The organism is Sphingobacterium deserti (assembly GCF_000757725.1).
In the GTDB taxonomy this organism is placed as follows: Bacteria; Bacteroidota; Bacteroidia; order Sphingobacteriales; family Sphingobacteriaceae; genus Sphingobacterium; species Sphingobacterium deserti.
Genome location: NZ_JJMU01000053.1, coordinates 145542 through 166848 on the forward strand (window position 1 = coordinate 145542; position 21307 = coordinate 166848).

Genomic DNA, 21307 nt, shown 5'->3' on the forward strand with positions numbered 1-21307 from the left:
TACTTATTCGTAGTTTATCATTTTAAAAATGCTTGCGAAATGGTGCACATCCTTTATTTTATTGACGTAAGGATCCTGCAGGTAACGTGGCTTCAGTAGCGGTTGTTTCAAAATGCCACGCTGCATCAAATCTGCTATAATGGGTAGGTAATCTTCCCGTATCTTTCCTATGGTCAGGATATCAATATCCTTTCCTTCCTGTATGTAATGAATGAGCTCAGTAAAACCTTGTAGGTAGAGCGCGTCCTTCGTGAGTCCGCCTGATCTATAGACGCGCATCGTCATGGTAAACGCTGTTTCCTGGTCAAATCGATACTCTTCATGCAGCATATCAAAGGTTTCGACAAAGCTGTGTCCCATCAGCATATGTTGCACCGCCAATACGCGCCCCGCGAGAATACGGAGTCGGTCGTTCGTCAATCCATCCACCAGGTATTCGGCCAAAACAGCAAGACCCTCTTGCAATTGTTCATAGCCAGGCACACCTTGACTAAACAGACTAAAGGTTTGCTCTTTTCCGTTGAAGTACGTGATAATATGGGTGCCTACCTCATGTTGGATAAGGGCGGTAGCTCTTCGCCGACTTATTTTGTATTGCTTGCTGATGTTTAATACACCCCGATTCACCATCACGCCTGATATATCTTCACGAACCCGAACACTCGTGCTAAACGTGGGCGCCTGCTGCTGCAGGAAAGAGATTTCTTCTTTTGCAAGCTGGGCAAACTGGTTTGCGTCGAGGTAATCCTCGTCGTGCAGTTCCGGCTGCGGAATGCTATCAATAGCTATCAACAACGCTTTCGCCAGCTCATAAAGATTATCACTCACATTTCCGAATACCATTAAACTGCCATATTTGAAATCCGGCGTACCTCTAGAGCCTAGCATCGTCATCATGTCATCCAGCTCACGCCGTTTATCACGAAATAAATAGGCTATCGTCGGGTCGTAAATATCTTCAATGCGAAGATTGTAGAGATTTCGCTTCACTACGTCCGGATCAATGGGCATTGGACGGTAGTGAAATACAGGCGCCTGCCGAAATTTATCTTTCTTAAATTGCAGCCAGGCATCATGTGCATTGATCGGTGTTGTTAAGAGCAGAAAATCAAATTTTTGACTTTCCTTTGCTAGCACGGCGTCAATTTCGTAAATCTCTTCATTCAAGCGTTCGTGCACTTTCATTTTGAAATCTGCAGCACGCACATTAGTGTGCACCCGTACAAACTCGAAGAAGAGCCGTGAAAGGCTTTTTGCCAAGCTCTCTCGCATGTTCCGTAAGATCAACGGCAAATGTTTGCCCTCGCGATCCTCATAGCGCTTGCGGATGGAGAGGCCTAAAGAAAATACAAGGTTATCCTTGGCATCTTGTGCATCGGCTAAAGCTGGACTATTGGGTGGGCTGGGCAGCTTGGTACCCTTCTTTAACTCAACGACGAGGTCTGGAGATTCTGTACGGACATTTTTCGTTAGGTATTCTGCCAAACCCAGTGCATTTTTTTGCGACAAATGTATGGCCACGTCCGATGCTTGTTCTTCATCCTCGGCATTCCAAACCTCCACCAGTAGACATGTGCCAAATTCCTCTGCCAGTGCCTTAGCCATCTTGGTTATCCACCGGTCAATCTCACCATTTGATTTTTCCGGAACATAAATAACACTGGCTAATTCTGACTTTGCCAATTCTGCAAGCAACCTGTCTTTTCCGTCCACAGGTATCCTGTAGATGAAAATGTAGGGCACTATTTTGTTAAAGACAATTTTTCCAGTGTTGGGTATTTGTTTGTGAATAGGATTCTTGTCTCTAATAGCTCGTAATACCTGTGGTAATACTTTATCCAGCGCTTCCATAACCGGGCATATTTTGTAAGCTCTTTAGCACATGTAACAAAAGTTGTTTATAAGATTGAACCATCGGCATAAACGGAATTCCGGTCCATTCATCCATAAAATCTTTCCTGAATTCAATAGAGAGAACACAACCTTTGTCGCCAAATTTTTGCAGAATATGTTGCGCTAAATTGCCGCCTTTAAATTTTACATTTTCTCGAATGTCAATAGCTTGATCAATAATTTGCTGATTTTTGACACTTTCCATCACACGGTCTATCACAGGGCGCCAGCGTTCCTGGTTGTAATGTGTACCTAAATTGATCTGCGGATTTGCCTCGGTGTCGACAAGCTCTTCAGGGTTCAATCGCTTCGCATTATAGCTATGCAGGTCAAAAATAATGAAGTAGCCATGTCTTGCTATAGTCTCTTCTATCCAAGAATCAACTTGCTTGTACATGTTGCTGTGATCTTCCTGTAGGGTGGCCACTAGGGTTGCGGGCGGCTGTTCTCGCCAAACTTCTAAGCCCCAAGCCAAAGCCGGCGTCAAGTAGATCGCCTCTTCGATCTTCCTGTTAATGTCGAGTTGAAATCGCGATGTTCGCACGATAAACTGGTTGACGGGCAGTTCTGCCATGCTACCTGTATAGGGATCTTCTTCACGGAGCTGTTCTGTATCTTCCAGCTGATAATAGGGAAGTAGGGCAGGATCTATATGGTGACCGTCATGGATAGCAAAAGCCCAAAACGGACTGTCTGTTTTTTTTATGTTATACTGAAAAAGTGTTGGCATAAAGTATGAGATTGCTTTCAGTATGTATAACGTGGGAGTAGATAAATAGTTTGCCAGCTTTGCGGAAGGAACAGGCCTCGCGGCCTTCTGCAACAAAGGTTCAGGTTGCCAATACGTGTCATTTAAAAAGGCTTATCGCGCATAGCGGTAAGCCTTTTTAAATGTTTTATATAAACCTCAGCGGTAGGCTTAAAACTTGTTGACAAAGGCCGTATAGGCCGTCAACACGTCGCTTAAAAATTTAGCGCTGTCCTCCTTTATTAGTTTGCCATCCTCGTCAAAAAGGTTTTGCACATTAGCAATGTAAACCTCTGGTTGCTGCAGTGTTGGCATGTTTAAGAAGACAAGAGATTGGCGAAGGTGATGATTGGCACCAAAGCCACTTACGTTGCTAATAGACGACGAAACGACGAGGGCGGGCTTGCCATCCCAGCTGCTTTGACCGTAAGGCCGTGAGGCAACATCAAGTGCGTTCTTGAGCACACCGGGAACAGAGCGGTTGTACTCCGGAGTAATGAAAATAACGCCGTCAAAAGATTTGATTTTTTCCCGAAAAGGCTGGTAGCTTGCTGGGCTTCCATCTTCATCAAAGTCTTGATTGTAATGTTCGAGCTGACCAATTTCGACTAGCTCCAAGCTGTAGCCCTCTGGAGCATTTTCAATGAAGTGATGCGCTATCTTTTTGCTAAAAGATCCGCGTCTTAGCGATCCGACGAGGATACCTATTTTTTTGTCTGCCATAATATTTTCGTTTTTTGGATATTAGAAAAACAACGGTAGGCAAATTAAGTTTTTTGACGGGTGGCAATAAAAATGAGGAACGGCTTTTGGCTATTCCTCATTTTTAGATTGCTGTTATCTTACTTCGATAACCTTTCGTTCCGAATTGCCTTCGCTATCGGATGGCGGTGGCGTATCGTCTTTCTTTTTCTCTACTGTGATTTTACATTCTGTCAATAGTGCGGCGAGGGCACCTACGGCAGCAAATATCGGGGCGAAAACCACGCCGACGACACCTAAAGTGACGGGAAAGCTCATTATTTCTTTTCCAGATTTATCTGAAATACTAATTTTGGTAACATTCCCTTCGGCAATAATCTCCTTAATCTTCTTCAGAAGGTTCTCACCATTTACGAAAAAAGTTTCTTTGATTGACATAGTATTTTGTTTTTAAGGGTTTTAATAATACAACAATTTGATAGGATCCTTGTTTAGGGTAAGCGCAGTTTTTCGAGCATTTGCATACGAATGTTTGTCTGATGCTGGAGAAGTTTATCATAGTCTGATTCCTTATCCGTAAGCTTCATAACCAGAACAAAGAGCTCGATAGCCAAGAAAAACAGCATAAACAGTAAATATACGAATATTCCTATTTTTGAGGAAGTTACCACATCATGCAAAAGCGTTAGCTCATCTAAAAAGCCGGTCGATGCTTTCAATTCCTTCTCTTTCCTTTCCTTGATTGTGGTAATGGATGCTGCAAGCTCAAATTTCTTGGTTTGCAGGGTTTCTATCTGCTTATGCAGCTGTTCCATCTCCAACTTTTTTGGATTTTCCATGACCGATCTATTGGTGGACCGCGTGCTATTAAGCTCTTTCCCTGTATTATCTTTGGTTACACTGTTGTTGGTGTATGTCGTGACAATGACGGGGTTCTTTTTAAGATCCAAACTGACAGCATCATATTTTTTGGTTGCAGCCGCTATCATGGTATCCAAGTCCGCAATTTGCTTTTGCAAGTCGTCTTCAGATTGCTTGACGGCCAGTTTAACGCGCTGATCCATGACTTGCGCTTTGCGTAGCTCGATGTCGTCCTTAAACGTGATCTGATCCATGATAAAGGCGCCCAGAATAGACATCACCACAGCGAGCAAGATGCGGAAGCCACTAGACCAAGCACTGACCTTTGTCGAAAGAATGATGATCCGTTCGATCTGGATAATGACAAAAGCCATTAGTAATCCGCCGATTATTCCACCAATGAGCGACAAGTGTAAGTAGCGGGTAGCAAAACTAAAACCAATAAAAATCCACACCAGTACAATTAGTAACATGGCAGAAGTATATTTTTTGACATTCTTCGCGGATTGTTCGCTGGAGTTTCTAACTAAGTTATAGTTAAAACCGGTCAGGAAGCATCCGAATTTAAGCCACCAATCTTTCATTTTCTAGAATTTTTTTGATAGTAAATAGGTTTGTGTAATCGAAGCCATGCCTTTCATAAAACCGCGTTTGTACGCCAAAATAGCGCGTTCGCAAAATCCTGAATCGCTTTGTAATGAATGCTCAAATTCCTGCACCTTGTCCATATGGGCTTTTAAATCTGTTTGCTTAATTTTCAGTTCGTCCACCAAGTCTATCAGTCCTGCCCGCCCACGTGAATGTATATGAAATTCAATGTCTTTCATCAGCGACTCGTGGTATGTTTTTATTTGATGCACCAAGATTTCCAAGTCATATTTTATAAGCCGGATGTTATCGTTTTTATAACCCTCATCCGGACTGACCAACGCATCGTCGAATCCCCGCTTTTCAAAATCCTGTTGTAGGTAGGCGTAGATCAGAAATATTCCTTGCTGATCGTGTATGGAGGCCCCGTTCAGCTGGCTATTGTCAACGCTTATCTGCTTTGAGCTTTCAGGTAGTGCTACCGTCTTCGCATCTACCTGCGTGGTAGGCTCATTTTTCTTAAATCGTGTAAACCAACCCATTTTCCCTATTTTTTTCAAATGTACCAGCCTACCGCGCGACGCGCTAGTGCTTTTAGGCGAGCATTGCCAAATAGTAGGCGAAAGCCCGAAGATCGTCGGTAAAAAAAATACATCACCTGTAACAAAACGAAGCAAATGTCTACTTATAAAAAAAAACTACAGACCATGAGTTTACAGATAACCGGATTAACGAAGACATACAAGAATGGCGTTAAGGCGCTGGATAACATTAACCTCGAGATAGGCAAGGGAATGTTCGGACTATTGGGACCCAATGGCGCTGGAAAATCGTCCTTGATGCGTACCATCGCGACCTTACAACAGCCAGATAGCGGCAGTATTATATTTCGGGATATTGACATCTTAAAAGATAAGATGAGCTTGCGCAAGGTGCTTGGGTACTTACCACAGGAGTTCGGCGTGTATCCCAATATATCGGCGCAGGAACTGCTCGATTACTTTGCCCAGCTCAAAGGAATTACAAGTAAGCTAGACCGGAAAAAAATTATTCAGGAAGTGCTTGAAATCACCAATCTATTTGATGTACGGGATAAAAGTGTGAGCGGTTATTCCGGCGGAATGAAGCAACGTTTTGGTATTGCGCAATTATTGCTCAATCGGCCACAGTTGATTATTGTCGACGAACCAACAGCTGGATTGGATCCGGCGGAGCGACAACGTTTCCTCAACGTATTGCGTGAGACTGGTACGGACAATACAGTGCTTTTCTCCACCCACATTGTGGATGATGTACGTGAGCTGTGCCATGAGCTGGCCATATTAAATGGGGGCAAAGTGTTGTATCGTGGTACCGCGCAGCATGGCGAAGATAGCCTTGCTGGCAAAATCTGGACAAAAACCATAGCACGTGGAGACTTCGAAGTGGAAAGCAAGCTGTACAATATCATTTCATCCAATTATAACCCTGATAATTCTTTAAATATCCGGATGTATAGCGAGCAGCGTCCAGATGAATCCGTGCGCGAAGTGAAGCCAATATTAGAAGATGTATATTTTGTAAACCTGAAGAAAGAAGCGCAGCATGTTTAGTTCGATTTTTTTGTTTGAGCTGAAGCGGTGGATTAAGAATCCAGCGTTTTACATCTACGGTGCGCTATTTTTCGCTTTCGCGCTATTTAGCATGAGTGCTAGCCTGGGTGTGTTTGATCAGGCTACAGCTACCACCTCCAATCCGGTCTACGCAAACTCGCCACAAAGTGTGAGCGGTATGCTTAATGCTTTGTCTATTTTCGTATACTTTGTGCTTCCCACGATCGTCGGCGGCTCGATCTACCGGGATTTTAGATACAATGTACATCATGTCCTTTTTTCGTATTCACTGGATAAGGCGTCTTACCTTTCTGCGAAATTCCTGAGCTCACTCTGCGTCACGATTCTTATTGTCTGCACGACGACCTTCGGTTTTCTGGGTGCGCAGTTTCTGCCCAATGTCAACCCCGATCTATTGGGGCCTAACCACCTTTGGTCTTATCTGCAGGCTTATTTTTATTTTGTTATTCCCAATTTGATCCTATTCGGAGCCATTGTTTTTGCGCTCGTTACATATACGCGCAATATCTACATCGGCTTTATTTTTATCATTTTCCTATTCGTACTTGATGCTTTTCTGGGCCAGCTGCGAAGCAATATGGACAATGAGTTTTTAGCATCATTAATCGATCCATTTGGTTTTGAAGCTATGCGTTTCGAAACGAAATATTGGACGGTGGACGAGCAAAACTTTCGAAATATTCCTTTTAAGGGAGCCGTTTTATACAATCGTCTTATTTGGTTAGGGTTGGGGCTGTTCGTCCTTGCGATGGTTTACCTGAATTTTAACTTCTCGCAGTCGGGTGTACAAATAGGGAAAACAAAGCCAGGTAAACGCGTGACCAAAAATAATTTCGGTAGCATTATGCGCGTCGACTTACCTAAGGTGAATCTCGATTTCTCCTTCTTATCCTACCTTAAGACTGCCTGGCGTCTATCGCATTACGATTTTCGGTATATTGTGCGGAACTGGATATTCATTATCATGATGATCTTCGCGATATTGCTCGTTGCTTTTATGGCATCTTCGGCGGGGCAGCTCTACGGAACGGAGACCTATCCCGTCACCTGGAAGATGCTTAAAGACACCAGCAGCATTTACAGTTTCTTCCTGACCTTGATCATCTACCTCTTTTCCGGGCTATTGGTGCAGCGTGCTAGCCTGGCGAATATGCACCTGGTCGTGGATGCAACGGCGGTGCCTAACTGGACGTTGTTCCTCTCCAAATTTATTGCCATGATCAAGATTGCGTGCTTGGTGCAGCTAATTAGTATGTTGACCGGGATTGGCTATCAGCTAGCACAAGGTTATTTCAATTTGGAACTAGGGCATTATATCTATGAGCTTTTCGTGCTCGACTTCCTGAATTACATCATCCTTATTCTATTTGCGCTCTTTATTCATTCGTTCTTCAAAAATTACTACGTTGGTTTTTTTGTAGCCTTAGTTCTCGTGATCGCCGTTCCCCTTTTGAGCAAAGTGGGCATCGAGCAAGATGTTTTTAAATTTAATCAGGGGCCTAGTTATAGTTTTTCGGATATGAACGGCTACGGTGATGTACGGCATTACATCTGGTACAAGGTTTATTGGCTACTCTTTGTGCTGTTCCTTAGTGGTATTACGTTGCTGTTTTGGCGGCGAGGCATTATCTCCGATGTGAAAGACCGTCTGCGTACAGCTAAAACGCGGTTGACGACCGCTATTTATATCCCGAGTGCTGTGGCTTTAATTGCTTTCGCTGTATTGGGTTTTGCCATCTACAGGCAAAATAACGTTGTTGAACGCTATGTATCCGCCAAAGAAAAAGAGCAGGAACAGGTAGACTACGAGAAGAAATATAAGATCTACGATGGGCGTCCGCAGCCACGTATTGTGGGGGTAAAGGTAAACTTGGATATTTATGCGGCAGACCGTAATTTCTTGGCGCAGGTCAATTATGTATTGAAGAACAAAACGGATGTACAGATCGATTCTATCTTTATCAACTATAATGATATGGTGGATTCTGTGCACATCGGCGGGGCAAAACGCGTGCTGAAAGACAGCCTAGCTGGTTTCGATATTTATGCTTTACATGCACCTTTGTTGCCCGGAGATAGCATTGCGATGTTTGCTCAAGTGAAAAACATGCCGAATAACTTTTTATATGATCGGTCACCAATTTTAAGTAACGGCACGTTTATCAATAATGGCTATTTTCCGAACATCGGTTATCAAGATCGCGTTGAGCTGGTCGACAATGATGTGCGGAAGAAATATGGCCTTCCTAATCGCGACAGGATGGCCGAGCCGACTGATAGTAGGGCGCGGCAGAATACCTATATCGCAAATGATTCCGATTGGATTCGATTTGAAGCCACCTTGAGTACAGACGCTGACCAAACTGCGATTGCGCCGGGTATATTGCAAAGAGAATGGGAAGACAAGGGGCGTCGCTACTTTCATTACAAGATGGATCAGAAAATGCTAAATTTCTATTCGTTTATTTCTGCGCGGTATGCGGTCAAGAAAGAGCGTTGGCAAAATATCAATCTAGAGATTTATTACCACGATGGGCATACCTATAATCTTGATCGCATGATGGCTTCCATGAAGAAATCGCTGGATTACTATGGCCGTTCGTTTAGTCCCTACCAGTTTACCCAAATGCGTGTTATTGAGTTCCCGGTTACGCACGGCACGTTCGCGCAGGCTTTTGCAAATACAGTGCCTTTTTCAGAAGGCATTGGCTTCATTGCCAAAGTGGATGACGAGAACCCAGATGCGGTGGACTATCCATACAACGTGATCTCGCATGAGCTCGCGCACCAGTGGTGGGCGCATCAAGTGATCGGTGCAAATGTGAAAGGCTCTACCATGCTTTCTGAATCGATGGCGGAATACAGCTCCCTTAAAGTGTTAGAAAAAACCTATGGCCACACCCAGATGCGCAAGTTTCTCAAAGAGTCGTTGGATAGCTATTTAAAGGGCCGGGGCGGCGAGCAGTTTAAGGAAAATCCGCTGATACGAAATGAAAATCAGCAATATATACATTACAACAAAGGGGCTGTGGTTATGTACGCCATGAGCGACTTTATGGGTGAGACGGCGTTCAATAACTTTCTAAAAGAATATGTTGGCCGTGTTGCTTTTCAAGAAGCACCATACACCAACTCCTTAGAATTTGTATCCCTGCTTAAACAGCATACGCCAGATTCGTTGCAATACCTAATTAAAGATATGTACGAGACAATTACACTCTATGATAATGATGTGCAGGAGGCCTCTTACAAGAAATTGGCCGACGGCAAGTATCAGGTGGATATCAGGTTCAAAGTGCAAAAATATAGAACCAATGAAAAGGGTAAGCGCACCTATGCAAACGAGCAAGGACAATTGCTTAAGGAAAAAGTAGCGGGTAAAGAAATATCCTCGCTGCCGCTTCAGGATTATGTGGAGATTGGCGTATTCGGGAAGCGCAAAAAGCAAGGAGCACACGAGGTCGATCATGAGCTCTATCTTGCCAAACATAAAGTGTCTAATGTCGATAATAAAGTTTCCATCATCGTGTCCGAGATACCTACTGAGGTAGGTGTGGATCCGTATAATAAGTTGATTGATACAAATTCTGACGATAATAGGAAGAGTCTATAACAAAGAAAGCGGAGCTTAAGCTCCGCTTTCTTTGTTAACGTTTTGTCCATTGATACCTAAGCCCTAACGTATACCACCTTCCGGGCATGGGGACGGCACCGCTTTCGAGGTACGTCACATCAAATATATTCTGCGCATCTGCATAAACCGAAACAAAAGGAAAATTATAAGCTAGGCGTAAGTCAGAAAGAAAATAAGAGTCGTCCGAGACGCGCTGGTTAAAGCGATTTGCTACGGATGCATTCCATTTCTGGTGCGAGGCTGCTACAACAAGTTTTGCTTGATGTTTAAGGTTCTCGAGGCGGTAGCGGGAGATTGCGTTATTCTGCGAGCGAAACGTTGGATCTAGGTAATTGTAACCTACATTCACTCTGAATTTTAACGTGGAACTAGACGGTATTTGATAGTCCACATTTGTGTTTAATCCACGTACCGTGTTTTCACCGAGATTTTCTGCTTGATAGGCCCCCCCTTCTGGATTGTAACGTACCCAATCTACGAAGTTGTTGATCTTGCGGTAAAAATATCCAGCGTGCGCGATAATTTGGTCGTTCGCAAATTTTACAGCACCCTCAGCCTGCCAGGCGTCTTCCGGACGTAGCGCACTATTTCCAGTGCTTGTCGGTTGTTTTATATAGAGGTCGGTAAACGTGGGGATTCGTTGGCTCGACCCCGCATTTAAAACTACTTTCCAGTGGGCGTCGAGCTTGTAACCAAAATCAAAACCGGGGTACACCTGCCATCCATATTGCGTATTGTAATTTACATAAGCCCCTACATTGAGGATAATGTTTTTCAAGTTTTCCGTTCTGAACTCCGCGTAGGCGCCATGGTTGTTTCTGTCATGATTACCCATATTATTGCTGTTGATGCGCTCCATGCGGGATTCCAGTCCGAAGCCAAAGTCGCCGACTAGCGTGCTGTAGCGGCTATTAAGTTCTGCTGAAAAGCTGTTGTTGTAATGCTTACTTACCGCGCTAGGCGTATAGGCATAAAAATCTTCATTGTAGCGGTTGCTTATGCGCGGGCTTAGGTAAAACCGATCGCTTAGCTGATGCTTTGAGCTCACGCTTGCAAAGACGGTTTCCACGGTTTCATGTGCGTCGCGATCGCCGGGCGCTGCATAGTAAGCATTTGCGCCGAAGTCATTATAGATATAGCTCCCCAACCATTCCACTTGGTTCACGGCATCGATTTTTGCCTTTCCTTGATAAAATACCTTTTGATTGTCTGATGCGGTGTTATACCGTTGCCCGTTGGATTTGTCTTTGCTGTAAAAGAGTTGATGCTGATGCCTTTCTTTAAAAAGGCTAGCGCCAAGCTGTGTTCCGGCCACATAGTATATGCCAGGTTTCTGTTCCTCATCCCTGTTTTTAAACGAGCTCCCCGTGTATACATTTGCCTGTATAGCGGTATTTTCTATTGCTTTGGTGATGATGTTTACCGCACCCGTAAGTGCATTAACGCCATAAATGCGCGCTGCAGCGCCACGCAGCACTTCGATGCGTTCGATGGCATCTAGTGGGATCGGTAGGTTTAAACTATGGTGACCCGTTTGCGGATCAGACACCTTTGCGCCATTAAGCAGCACCAAGGTTTGGTCGAAACTGCCACCGTCAATACTGATGTCTGCCTGTGTGCCGAAGGGTCCACGCTGACGGAGGTCTACACCGTTTAAAAGGCCAAGCACTTCGTTCAAGCTTCGTGCCGGCAGCTGACGGATTTGCTCCGCCGTTAGTATTTCTACATTCCTATTGTCTTTGTTAAATGGAATCTGCAACCTGTTTTGGTTGATAATGACTTCCCGGATATTGGTGGTATCCTGTCCAGTGGCCAATAGCGGAGCAAAAGCCAATAAAGGTATCGCGTATTTTAACATGCGTTATCTAGTAAAGCGGCAAAAGTAATCATTTAATACAATAAAAACATTTAGTGCCATTCCTCCCGACCTATTATTTTGCCGTTTGCTTTTGGCTCCTCATTATCGGGCTTCGCCTCCTGTTTTAGATTTAATTCGGGTTGCCCGGCGTCTACCCAGGCAGAGAGCCAGTAGCAACCTACACGCCATATGGATTTGCGCATGCGGCTTTCTACCATACCGTTCATGCGGTCATGGTATGCTTTTGTGTAGGCATCAGAATAGCTCCATATCAGGGTATTGTTACGTGTAATATAGCTTCGTTGCCGGTGTTTGGGAAATTCCTTGGACAACTCTTTTTCGATCTTTAGCACATCCTTTACCAAGGCGTGGCTTTCCCTGATAATCGCCCATGCGGTGTCGAGGGAACTGTCGATGTATACCGCTTTACCAACGAGAAGATTATAGTCTCGCGCAAACATTTCGGGAATGCGACTTTCCCAAAAGGCATGGATACCAATCTGCCCAGAATACTGCCCGTTATAGTTATTGGTTGTGTGCAAGGGCACATGAGCATCTCCAATATAGTGGCCTATATCGGCGGAATACCGAATAATAGCCTGCACATCCTTTTTTGTGAAAGCTGTAACAAGCTTCTGATAGGTGAAATGGATTTGCCAGGGGATAATGCCCTGCGCCAGGAGCGTTCTTTCCTGATATTTTTCTTTGGCTGCTGACCAATGGATTGGAATAGAGTCTATAACACCGGCATCGTAGTCGTCAATATCAATGAAATGTCGGGGTGATTCCGCGGAATCAATGTAGCAGCGTTTGTCGGGGTCTACCGCCTTTTCGGTGATCAGATCGATATGTTTTTTGTAAAAAGGCGCTAGCTTAGCAGGCAACGTAAAAACAGCGCGCTGGTTTATGTGTTTGTGCGCAAAGAATCCCCAAGAGCAACAAAGCAACGCCAATGGGACACCTATACAGATGAGCATCTTCTTTTTCATAATTGGTGAGCATAAATTCATATAAAGTTAACAAAAAATCAACCTCTTTAAATATATTAATACAGTAGTTTTTTCGATAAAATTTGTACTTTGGGTTCGGAAAAAATGCAGATATGAAAATACTATATGCTGTCCAAGGTACAGGAAATGGGCATTTATGCCGAGCGCTCGATATTATCCCTATTTTGCAAGATCTGGGAGAAGTAGATGTGCTGGTAAGTGGAATCCAAGCTGATATTCAGTTGCCGTTTCCTGTGAAATATCGTTTACATGGGTTAAGCTTTATATTCGGTAAATCTGGTGGCGTGGATCTTTGGCGCACTTTTCTAAGTTCGACCGTACGGAAATTTGTTCAGGAAATAAATACGTTGCCGGTGGAGCAGTATGATTTGGTGATCAATGATTTCGAGCCTATCTCTGCATGGGCATGTCAAACGCGGGATGTTCCCTGTATCGGTTTGAGCCACCAAATTGGCGCGCTTGATGCAGCAAGTCCGAAGCCTGATGAAAAAGATATGCTCGGTAAATTTATTCTTAAAAATTATGCGCCCGCAAGTATATCGTATGGCTTTCATTTTAAGGCCTACAGCAAAAATATTTTCACGCCCGTTATCCGGCAGTCGATCCGCGAGTTAGAACCAAAAGATTTGGGGCACTATACAGTTTATCTACCGGCTTATGATGATGCACATTTGCTGAAAAACCTTTCGAAGTTTTCTGATGTGCAGTGGGATGTTTATTCCAAGCACAATAAGAAGAAATTTTCGCTTAAGAACGTAACGATAAACCCTATACAGAGCGATAGTTTTATCCAAAGTATGGCAAATTCGTCTGGCGTATTGTGTGGTGCGGGGTTTGAAACGCCTGCCGAGGCGCTTTATCTCAACAAGAAGTTGCTGGTCGTGCCGATGAAAAACCAATACGAGCAACATCTTAATGCAGCAGCGCTCGAGCAAATGGGAGTTCCGGTGATCAACAGTTTGAAGCGGAAGTACGACTTTGCCATCGAGGCTTGGTTAAATGGCAAGAATAAAGTAAAGGTAGATTATCCCGATGTTACACGGGAAATCGTGACCAATATCATAGAAAAACACAAGTAAAAATAAAGAATGAAGAAGATTGGATATTGTCTAATGGCGCTGGCCATTACGCAGGTGGTTGAAGGTAAAGCGCAGACACTGAAATCGACCAGTGATTCGGTGTCCTATGCATTAGGTATTGATGTAGGCTCGTCGCTAGCAAATAACGGTGTGGTGATACAGTCAGCGAGCTTTTTGAAAGGCCTAAATGACGGCATACAGGGAGCAAATAGATTGATTGGTCAGGAAGAAGGAATACGCATCATCAAAGCGGCATTTGCTAAGGCGGCAGATGAGAAAGCGGCTTTGATGAAAAAAGAGGAAACTGCTTTTTTCGCTGGGCTAAAAGGCAAGGCCGGTATTAAAAGCGTGGACAGCACGCTCTATTACGAAGTGATACAGGAAGGAACTGGTGCGAAACCTACCGCTGAAGACGAGGTTACCGTACATTATAAAGGCTCCTTGGCTAATGGAAAAGTTTTCGATAGCTCTTATGATCGTGGCGCACCGATAGACTTGGGTTTAGACCGGGTGATAAAAGGCTGGCAAGTTGGGATTCCTTTGATGACGGTGGGCTCAAAATACAAGTTCTATATTCCTTCCGATTTAGGCTACGGAGAGCGTGGCGCGGGAGCGGATATTCCGCCCTATAGTGCATTGGTGTTTGAGATTGAATTAATAGGGATAAAAGAAAATAATGCAGTTAATTAAATTAGGAAAATCTTCTTTATCGGTATCGCCCATAGGCATTGGTTGCATGTCGATGAAAGGCGGTTCTACAAAACTAAATACGGGTATTATCCAAGAAGCAGTTGCTTCAGGAATTAACTATTTCGATACCGCAGATCTATATGAGCGGGGAATGAACGAGGAGCTTGTTGGTCAGGCATTACGCAGTGTCCGTGACCAAGTCATCATAGCAACGAAAGTAGGTAACCAATGGCGTTCGGATGGGACCACTTGGGACTGGAAAGCATCAAAGCCCTATATCATTAAAGCCGTTGAAGCCTCCTTATCTCGTTTGAACAGCAGTTATATTGATCTTTATCAGCTTCATGGCGGCACGATAGAAGATCCTATCGATGAAATTATCGAAGCCTTTGAATTGCTCGTGCAGCAAGGCAAGATTCGCTATTATGGCATATCGTCCATTCGCCCAAACGTAATCAGGGCATATGCGGAGAAATCTAACATCGTAAGCGTTATGATGCAATACAATTTGTTAGATAGGCGCCCAGAAGACGTTTTCCCTTTGTTGCGCTCTAAAGAAATTGCTGTTATCAGCCGCGGCGCATTAACGCAAGGTCTTCTGGTTGATAAAGCAATGGATAAGTACTTGCAACTGACGTCTGGCGAAGTGGGGCATGCAAAACGCAATGTGGAAAAAGTAGCGGAGGAGTTGAAAGTCACCAAGTCGCAGGTACTGCTGGCTTATGCACTCTCGCAAGACGTGGTGGATATAGCGGCGATAGGCGTACGGACCTTGGCGCAATTGCGGGACCTGAAAGAAACGATAGCAAAGTTCCAATTGTTGTCGTCGGAAACAAGATCGGAATTAGAGCGGGGCGTGCGGAAGATTTCCTATACCGATCATTTATAAGCGCATTTCTTACCCTACATCAATGTTGACGCACGGCGTTTATTGGATCTTTGTGTAAGAAATAAAAACGAAAGGTTTTACTTATGGCAAATTATCAATTTCACGCGGCAGATTCTAGAGGAGATGCTAATCATGGTTGGCTTCGCTCTCGGCACACATTTAGTTTTTCAAATTACTACGAACCTGACCGGATGAATTTTGGAACGTTACGTGTTTTGAATGACGATCATGTGGCGGCGGGTATGGGCTTCGGAACGCACGCGCACGATAATATGGAGATTATATCCATTCCTTTATCTGGCGATCTTGAACATCGCGACAGCATGGGTAATGTTGAGATTATTCGTAATGGCGATATTCAGGTGATGAGCGCCGGCACGGGTATCAAGCATAGCGAGTATAACAAGAGTAAAGAGGAACCTGTCAAATTTTTGCAGATCTGGGTGGTGCCTAACCAGCGGGATGTAGAACCTCGGTATGATCAATTGACACTGAATCCGCAGGATCGGTTGAATACGTTTCAACAAGTCCTTTCTCCCTTTCCGGATGATGAGGGTGTTTGGCTACACCAAGATGCTTGGTTCAGTCTTTCCAAATTTGAATTAGGGGTGGAAAAAACCTATCGTTTGAAAGGCGAAGGGACAGGCCTCTATGTTTTTAATTTAAGTGGCGCTATCGAGGTGGATGGGCAGCGCCTGAGTGCTAGGGACGGTTTAGCCATAACAGATGTGAAAGACGTTGCGGTGAAAGCTGTCAGCGAAGCTGAATTTTTATTGATGGAAGTCGCTATGCGATAATGGATGAAAGGGGCTGATGAATTCGGCCCTCTTCATTTTATTTAGCTGCATACTACGCAAAGCTTCAGCTTTTGATCTTTATACGATCACTCCCGTTTTAGACCGGGCCTCTCGAGGTCTGCACCGATAGTGTTGAAAAAATAGCTGGCTAAAATGGTGCGGATATTTAAATCCGCATATGTAGGATACCTCTTTGATATCCATATCGGTATCCACCAGCAGATGCAATGCATGCTTTAATCTCGCTTTGCGGATGTAACCGAATACGGTATCCCCATAACATTCCTTAAAGGCCTTTTTAAGTTTAAATTCGTTGATACCAAATGTTCTACAGATGGTTTTAAACTGCAGATCCTTCGCGAAATTTTGATCCAAATAGGATCTTATTTGCTGTAATATATGCAAATCTTGACTTTTCCAACTGATTCGTGATACGGTATCCACTTTTTCGGAAAACACAGATAACATGATTTCCATGGCTTTGCAGCGGATGTAGTCTTTTGCAAAAGCCCCCTCAAAGGAGTGTGCCAGCAGTTCGCGAATCAGCGTCTGCTGTTCGAAAGTGATAGGGATGGCCTCCCGAAAGAATGTCCAACTATTAACCAAAAAATGTTCCTTTAGCTGCGTGCGCGAAAAACCCTGTTCGCGTAGGAACGCTAATAGGAAATCAAATTCGATGTGAATGTCTAATACCTTACGTGATAGGGGGTAGTACAAACTACCTTTTGTCGTCGGCAGATAAATAAATTGTTGGTGACCACTAGGGATAGGAATCTGCTTCCCCTCTTCGTCGGTAAACAGTGAGGATCCTTCCAGTTCAAACTGAAATTTGACCATGTGCTCCGGATGCTCTACCAGAAGGCTAAAAGGCTTTTTGATGCTCCATTCCTGATAGCATACAACAAATTGATCGCAGTGGCAGTGCTGCATTATCCCATCTACCACAGCATTGGAAATTGATTTATGCTGAAACCCTTTCTGCGATTCCTGATCGGGAAGGCTAAAGAATAATGCTTTTAAAAGCATTGTATCATAAAACTGCTTTAAAGTCAACCTTTCCATTTTATCCTTTTTTTGATCTTCTTAATCCGCTATTTGTTATCCGCAATGTAACAAAGCTACTACTTTTGCTTCATTATTTATACTTATTCTAAATAAAACACAATGTTATATAAACTATTAACCTCAAGTCGCTTCTTCATAGCGAATGTGCTTCTTTTTATTATCCCTATCGTAGGGTTGGCCCAAAACCGTGGCAAAATAGTCGGCGAAGTCTATACCGTCGATGGGAAACCGCTGGCATATGCCAGCATCAAACTAAAGGGGACGAATTACGGGGCACGTGTGGATGAAAATGGGCATTTCGATATGCAAGCGCCCGATGGGCAATATGTGTTGATTGTGAGCTTTGCGAATTATACAATTGCCGAACAATCGGTGCAGGTAAAAGCGACAGAAGTCTTGAAGGTACCCCGTATAATCGTGCAGTCTGCATCAAACCAACTGCGCGAGGTTGTCGTGTCTGATATACAGAAAAACAAGTTTGCACGTAGAGAAACAGATGATATTGCCCGGATGCCGCTGTCCAACATGGAGAATCCACAGGCTTATTCCGTCGTCACAAAAGACTTTATGCAAGAGATTGCTGCAACGGATTATATCAGTGCGCTATCGCAAGTGCCGGGAGCCATTGTTACGAATGGCGTCAACGACAATGGTAATGGTATTAGCCTTCGGGAATTTTCAAATTCTGGAACTGGTAATTCCAATATGGTGCGTAATGGATTGCCAATTGATTCTAGAGCGGTCTCTGAAATCTTTAATCTGGAGAAGGTAGAAGTTATCAAAGGGCCGTCTGCAACGCTGTTTGGAGCGCAAGTTGCATCCTATGGTGGGGTTATCAACAATGTAACAAAAAGGCCGTTCGAATCTTTTAGGGGCGAGGTGAATTACACAACAGGTAGCTTTGGAATGAATAGGTTAACGGCCGATATCAATGCGCCATTAAACGAAGATCGGACTGCATTGGGCCGGTTTAATATCTTAGGAATGACCAATGATGGGTTTCAAAATGAAGGTAAAGTCACCGCTATGGGCTTTGCTACAAGTTTGGCTTTTAAAGCCGGTGAGAAGACTACCGTACGGTTTGATGCTGATGTGTATAACACCTCAAAACCATTGGTAGCCCTTCTTCGGAATACATACAACCTAAGCTTTAAAGATTTTAAAGAATACGGTATGCCGCACGATCGTTCGTTGACGTCTAACGACGTCGCAACCAATAGAACTACGATTAATATTGGTGCGGAGATCGAACATCGCCTGTCTGAAAATTGGACATCCCGTACTTCATATCTTTATAATAATAGTGGCGATCAAGGATCTGTTTTTATGGTGCCCATGGTGGTAGACGATGAGCGTATCGAAAGACGCTATCGCATATTTGATGATTACAATCTAAACTTTTCGGTAATCCAGCAAAACTTTAATGGTACGTATACAGTGGGTGGCCTTGAAAATAAGGTGTTGCTGGGACTGGATGCGACGATGTATACGGATAAAAACCTGTATATGGTGCCCTATTTCGCGATTTACGATACGGTGAGTGTAAAAGATCCATTTTGGAAACCATTGACACGGTCTGAAATTGAGAATTCTAGAGGTGAACGAAGCTTCGGTGACGGGGTTGACAATAGCAAGTACAGCGTTGTGAGTGCGTATTTCTCAAATGTTACGAATATATCAGATCGCTTATTTGTTATGTTGAGCGGACGTCTTAATCGTTTCCAACAAGGGAACCGTACGTCCTACTCTCCCGGGCAGCCCATTGTCTTAAACGAACAAGGTGATATTGAGCAGAACGCGCAAGAACCTTCCTATAGTGAGCTAGAGGGTTCTAGTCAGGTTAATTTTTCGCCTAAGATTGGGTTGGTGTTCCAACCGATAAAAGATCAGGTTGCTGTATTCGCCAACTACATGAACGCATTTACAAATGTAGCCGCTTCGCAAGGACTTAGCGATCCCGGAAATTTGGATTCGGATGTCATTACTAAGCGCTGGAAGCCCGAGCAAGCCAATCAATTTGAGGTAGGCGCCAAATTTGATCTTTTCAACGGATTGTTAAGTTCTACGCTATCCTTTTATGACATCCGCGTCAAGGATCGGCTTCGGGAGGTCATCGATTTCGTATACACACAGGATGGAGCCTTTAGCTCTAAAGGTCTAGAAGTGGATATTATAGCTAATCCAGCTCGCGGCTGGAATCTAATGGTTGGTTACGGGTACAACGACAACAAATTCGTTAAGAGTGAAGCATACTCCCAAGGCCTACGTGAAGCCTGGTCGCCTAAGCACGTTGCCAATTTTTGGACATCTTATAAATTCCTGGACAATGTCGTCAAAGGGTTGGGCTTCGGCGCGGGGATGAATTATACGAGCAGTGCACTAATGGACTTTGAAGACGATTTTACGATCCCTTCGTATACGGTATTCCATGCTACTGCCTTCTATGACCAGCCTAAATACAGGGTTGGTTTGAAACTCAACAATATTGGCAACCTGCAGTATTGGGATGTATTCGGTAGGCCACAGAAACCCTTTGAATGTTTAGCAAATCTTTCTTTTAAGTTTTAGTTGTGCTTACTCATATGCCCTATTGATAATTGCGCTATACCTAGGAGGTTGTAGACAATAGATATAGGGCTTTTGCAAAGAATTACATTATTTATGGCTTATCAACCTAAGAATATTCCTAAAGCAGCTTCTCCACAGGGTAGCCCTATAAAGAAGCGCGAAAAGAGTTGTTTTTCCCGATTTAATGCTTGGCTTCATCTTTGGCCAAGTATTATCTCGGGAGTTATTATAGTGTTCGTCTGTTTTACTGGGACGCTGATCGTTTATTGTGACGAAATTCTGGAGTGGAGTGCTGGTGATGCCCGCTATGTAGCGGAGAATGGAAAAATGCTGCCTGCGGATGAATTAATTGCTGCTATAAAAAAAGTGGATTCTCATTTGCAGCTTTCCGAATTCGTCTATTTTAACGATCCGCATCGTAGTCTAAGAGTTCGGGCCTTTCACGATCAGACGGACCAGCTCACCTTTGTCTATGTAAACCCTTACACCGCAGACGTATTAAAGATCGATCCTTCGGCGCATTTTTTCTATGTTTCTGCACACCTGCATGCCGCTTTGCTGGGTGGGCCTGCGGGCGGTTGGATTGTACTTATCTCTACACTTATTTTTTTTGTGAGTTGCGTTACAGGATTAGTTCTTTGGTGGCCTAAACGTTGGACCAAAAAAACAATTCAAGATAGTTTCACCGTCAAATGGAAAGCTCGATTCAAACGTGTGAACTATGATTTGCACAATGTATATGGTTTCTATTCCTTACTGCTGTGCTTCATCTTGAGTCTCACGGGTATTGTACTATTCTTCCATTCGTTGGGCGATATGATTAATACCGCATTTGGTGGTGGGCATGAACATATCGAAGAGGTTGTTGGAAAAGTGAAATCGGATGCCGTTTCTGTAGACATAAGCCAGCTGGCACAGCAGGCTTTAAGAGAACATCCTGAACAAGAGAGTGCGTCAATCTGGCTTTACAATTTGGAGGAGACTGGCGTTTACGTATTTCGTTTGGGTGTTAACGGACTGAAAAGTACGGAGCACCTGCAGTTGGTTGTATATGATCGGTATACTAGGCAGTCTCAAATAGTACCACAAGCGCAAGTGATCCATGAACAAGTGGAAAACACGATTTGGCAACTCCATATGGGGCAGTGGTGGGGGCAATTTGGTAAACTTTCGACTTTCCTCGCCGGGCTGGTTGCCACATCACTGCCCATTACCGGTTTTTTGATCTGGTGGGGGCGCCGTAAAAAGAGCAAAAAAAAGAAAACAAAACTTACGATAGTAAAAACTTAATATTTATGCTAATTGAAAGACC

The 21307-nt window shown here is 43.9% G+C and carries 17 protein-coding genes; 8 read left to right on the forward strand and 9 right to left on the reverse strand.

What is annotated here, in order from left to right:
• Nucleotides 1–3: 3 nt before the first annotated feature.
• From DI53_RS14260 to DI53_RS14285, 6 genes are all read right to left on the reverse strand, one after another.
• Entirely contained in the window at nt 4–1851 is a 1848-nt protein-coding gene (locus tag DI53_RS14260) for a peptidase MATCAP family protein (protein ID WP_037500979.1), read from the reverse strand.
• Nucleotides 1835–2623 carry an N-formylglutamate amidohydrolase gene (locus DI53_RS14265; RefSeq protein WP_052072429.1) on the reverse strand — a complete coding sequence of 263 codons (789 nt, stop codon included), beginning with the start codon at nt 2621–2623 and terminating at the stop codon, nt 1835–1837. The genes DI53_RS14260 and DI53_RS14265 overlap by 17 nt, the downstream gene beginning before the upstream one ends.
• Nucleotides 2624–2812: 189 nt before the next feature.
• Nucleotides 2813–3364: an NADPH-dependent FMN reductase gene (locus DI53_RS14270; protein ID WP_037500982.1), complete on the reverse strand. Its 552-nt coding sequence runs from the start codon at nt 3362–3364 to the stop codon at nt 2813–2815.
• Nucleotides 3365–3478: 114 nt separating this feature from the next.
• Nucleotides 3479–3781 (reverse strand): DUF4342 domain-containing protein, encoded by a 303-nt coding sequence (locus tag DI53_RS14275; RefSeq protein ID WP_052072416.1) that lies wholly within the window; start codon nt 3779–3781, stop codon nt 3479–3481.
• A gap of 53 nt (nt 3782–3834) precedes the next feature.
• The gene (locus tag DI53_RS14280) at nt 3835–4788 is read right to left on the reverse strand and encodes a DUF4407 domain-containing protein (RefSeq protein ID WP_037500985.1); all 954 of its coding nucleotides are present in this window, start codon (nt 4786–4788) and stop codon (nt 3835–3837) included.
• 3 nt (nt 4789–4791) lie between these two features.
• The gene (locus tag DI53_RS14285) at nt 4792–5334 is read right to left on the reverse strand and encodes a hypothetical protein (RefSeq protein WP_131555291.1); all 543 of its coding nucleotides are present in this window, start codon (nt 5332–5334) and stop codon (nt 4792–4794) included.
• A gap of 165 nt (nt 5335–5499) precedes the next feature.
• On the opposite strand from DI53_RS14285, the gene DI53_RS14290 reads away from it, so the two are divergent.
• Both DI53_RS14290 and DI53_RS14295 read left to right on the forward strand, forming a co-directional pair.
• Nucleotides 5500–6384: an ABC transporter ATP-binding protein gene (locus tag DI53_RS14290; protein ID WP_037500989.1), complete on the forward strand. Its 885-nt coding sequence runs from the start codon at nt 5500–5502 to the stop codon at nt 6382–6384.
• Nucleotides 6377–10018: an ABC transporter permease/M1 family aminopeptidase gene (locus DI53_RS14295; protein WP_037500992.1), complete on the forward strand. Its 3642-nt coding sequence runs from the start codon at nt 6377–6379 to the stop codon at nt 10016–10018. Before DI53_RS14290 ends, DI53_RS14295 begins: the two co-directional genes overlap by 8 nt.
• Before the next feature lie 34 nt (nt 10019–10052).
• Here DI53_RS14295 and DI53_RS14300 read toward each other — a convergent pair whose 3' ends face one another.
• Nucleotides 10053–11897 carry a TonB-dependent receptor plug domain-containing protein gene (locus DI53_RS14300; protein WP_037500994.1) on the reverse strand — a complete coding sequence of 615 codons (1845 nt, stop codon included), beginning with the start codon at nt 11895–11897 and terminating at the stop codon, nt 10053–10055.
• Between the two features lie 50 nt (nt 11898–11947).
• Nucleotides 11948–12886: a zinc dependent phospholipase C family protein gene (locus DI53_RS14305; protein ID WP_037500996.1), complete on the reverse strand. Its 939-nt coding sequence runs from the start codon at nt 12884–12886 to the stop codon at nt 11948–11950.
• Between the two features lie 113 nt (nt 12887–12999).
• On the opposite strand from DI53_RS14305, the gene DI53_RS14310 reads away from it, so the two are divergent.
• From DI53_RS14310 to DI53_RS14325, 4 genes are all read left to right on the forward strand, one after another.
• Nucleotides 13000–13986 carry a glycosyltransferase family protein gene (locus tag DI53_RS14310; RefSeq protein WP_037500998.1) on the forward strand — a complete coding sequence of 329 codons (987 nt, stop codon included), beginning with the start codon at nt 13000–13002 and terminating at the stop codon, nt 13984–13986.
• Nucleotides 13987–13995: 9 nt separating this feature from the next.
• Nucleotides 13996–14676, forward strand: coding sequence for a BamJ family beta-barrel-assembly machinery protein (locus DI53_RS14315; protein WP_071790502.1), 681 nt, complete (start codon nt 13996–13998; stop codon nt 14674–14676).
• Nucleotides 14663–15565, forward strand: a complete 903-nt coding sequence (locus DI53_RS14320; RefSeq protein WP_037501000.1) for an aldo/keto reductase — start codon at nt 14663–14665, stop codon at nt 15563–15565. Before DI53_RS14315 ends, DI53_RS14320 begins: the two co-directional genes overlap by 14 nt.
• 83 nt (nt 15566–15648) lie before the next feature.
• Nucleotides 15649–16362, forward strand: a complete 714-nt coding sequence (locus DI53_RS14325; protein ID WP_037501002.1) for a pirin family protein — start codon at nt 15649–15651, stop codon at nt 16360–16362.
• A gap of 78 nt (nt 16363–16440) precedes the next feature.
• Here the strand turns inward: DI53_RS14325 and DI53_RS14330 are convergent, their stop codons facing one another.
• On the reverse strand, nt 16441–17424 hold the full coding sequence (locus DI53_RS14330) for an AraC family transcriptional regulator (protein WP_081939468.1): 984 nt from the start codon (nt 17422–17424) through the stop codon (nt 16441–16443).
• A gap of 102 nt (nt 17425–17526) precedes the next feature.
• On the opposite strand from DI53_RS14330, the gene DI53_RS14335 reads away from it, so the two are divergent.
• Complete coding sequence (locus DI53_RS14335) at nt 17527–19995, forward strand: TonB-dependent receptor (protein ID WP_052072418.1); 2469 nt, start codon at nt 17527–17529, stop codon at nt 19993–19995.
• 93 nt (nt 19996–20088) lie between these two features.
• Complete coding sequence (locus DI53_RS14340; RefSeq protein ID WP_052072419.1) at nt 20089–21285, forward strand: PepSY-associated TM helix domain-containing protein; 1197 nt, start codon at nt 20089–20091, stop codon at nt 21283–21285.
• Nucleotides 21286–21307 lie beyond the last annotated feature (22 nt).